Annotated in this window: 1 protein-coding gene; it reads left to right on the forward strand. The window is 66.2% G+C overall.

The window, feature by feature from the left end; translation table 11 throughout:
- On the forward strand, positions 1–1,430 hold a 1,430-nt coding region (locus CHB97_RS26580; protein ID WP_305764493.1), incomplete at both ends, for an MBG domain-containing protein.

Consider the following 1,430-nt stretch of genomic DNA (forward strand, 5'->3'; position numbering starts at 1 on the left):
TCCAACGCCAATTACACGCTGAGCGTGACGGGCTCGACGCTCAGCATCACGCCGGCGGCCTTGACCGTAACGGCCAACGCCATCAGCCGGGTTTACGGCGATGCCGACCCGGCCTTGAGCTACAGCGTTTCCGGTCTGAAGCGTGGCGACAGCGCCACGGCGGTTCTCTCCGGCGCCCTCGACCGGGCGGCGGGTGAGAATGTCGGTACCTACGCCATCAGCCAAGGCAGCCTCGCATCCAACGCGAATTACACGCTGAGCGTGACGGGCTCGACGCTCAGCATCACGCCGGCGGGCTTGACCGTAACGGCCAACGCCATCAGCCGGGTTTACGGCGATGCCGACCCGGCTTTGAGCTACAGCGTTGCCGGTCTGAAGCGGGGTGACAGTGCCACGGCGGTTCTGTCCGGCACCCTCGACCGGGCAGCGGGGGAGAATGTCGGTACCTACGCCATCAGCCAAGGCAGCCTCGCATCCAACGCGAATTACACGCTGAGCGTGACGGGCTCGACCCTCAGTATCACCCCGGCGGCCCTGACCGTAACGGCCAATGCCGTCAGCCGGGTCTACGGCGATGCCGACCCGGCCTTGAGCTACAGCGTTTCCGGTCTGAAGCGGGGCGACAGCGCCACGGCGGTTCTGTCCGGCACCCTCGACCGGGCTGCCGGTGAGAATGTCGGTACCTACGCCATCAGCCAGGGTAGCCTTGCGTCCAACCCCAATTACACGCTGAGCATAACGGGCTCGACCCTCCGCATCACCCCGGCGGCCTTGACCGTAACGGCCAACGCCATCAGCCGGGTTTACGGCGATGTCGATCCGGCTTTGAGCTACAGCGTTTCCGGCCTCAAGCGCGGCGACAGCGCCACAGCGGTTCTCACCGGCGCCCTGGACCGGGCAGCGGGTGAGAATATCGGTACCTACGCCATCAGCCAAGGCAGCCTCGCATCCAACGCGAATTACACGCTGAGCGTGACGGGCTCGACGCTCAGCATCACGCCGGCGGCCTTGACCGTCACAGCCAATGCCGTCAACCGGGTTTACGGCGATGCCGACCCGGCTTTGAGCTACAGCGTCAGCGGCCTGAAGCGGGGCGACAGCGCGGCGGTGGTGCTCTCCGGTACCCTCGACCGGGCTGCCGGTGAGAATGTCGGTACCTACGCCATCAGCCAAGGCAGCCTCGCATCCAACGCCAATTACACGCTGAGCGTGACGGGCTCGACGCTCAGCATCACGCCGGCGGCCTTGACCGTAACGGCCAACGCCATCAGCCGGGTTTACGGCGATGCCGATCCGGCCTTGAGCTACAGCGTCTCCGGCCTCAAGCGTGGCGACAGCGCCTCGGGGGTGCTCTCCGGCGCCCTCGACCGGGCCGCGGGTGAGAATGTCGGTACCTACGCCATCAGCCAAGGCAGCCTCGCATCCAACGC

The sequence above is a fragment of the Azospirillum sp. RU38E genome (assembly GCF_900188385.1).
GTDB lineage: Bacteria > Pseudomonadota > Alphaproteobacteria > Azospirillales > Azospirillaceae > Niveispirillum.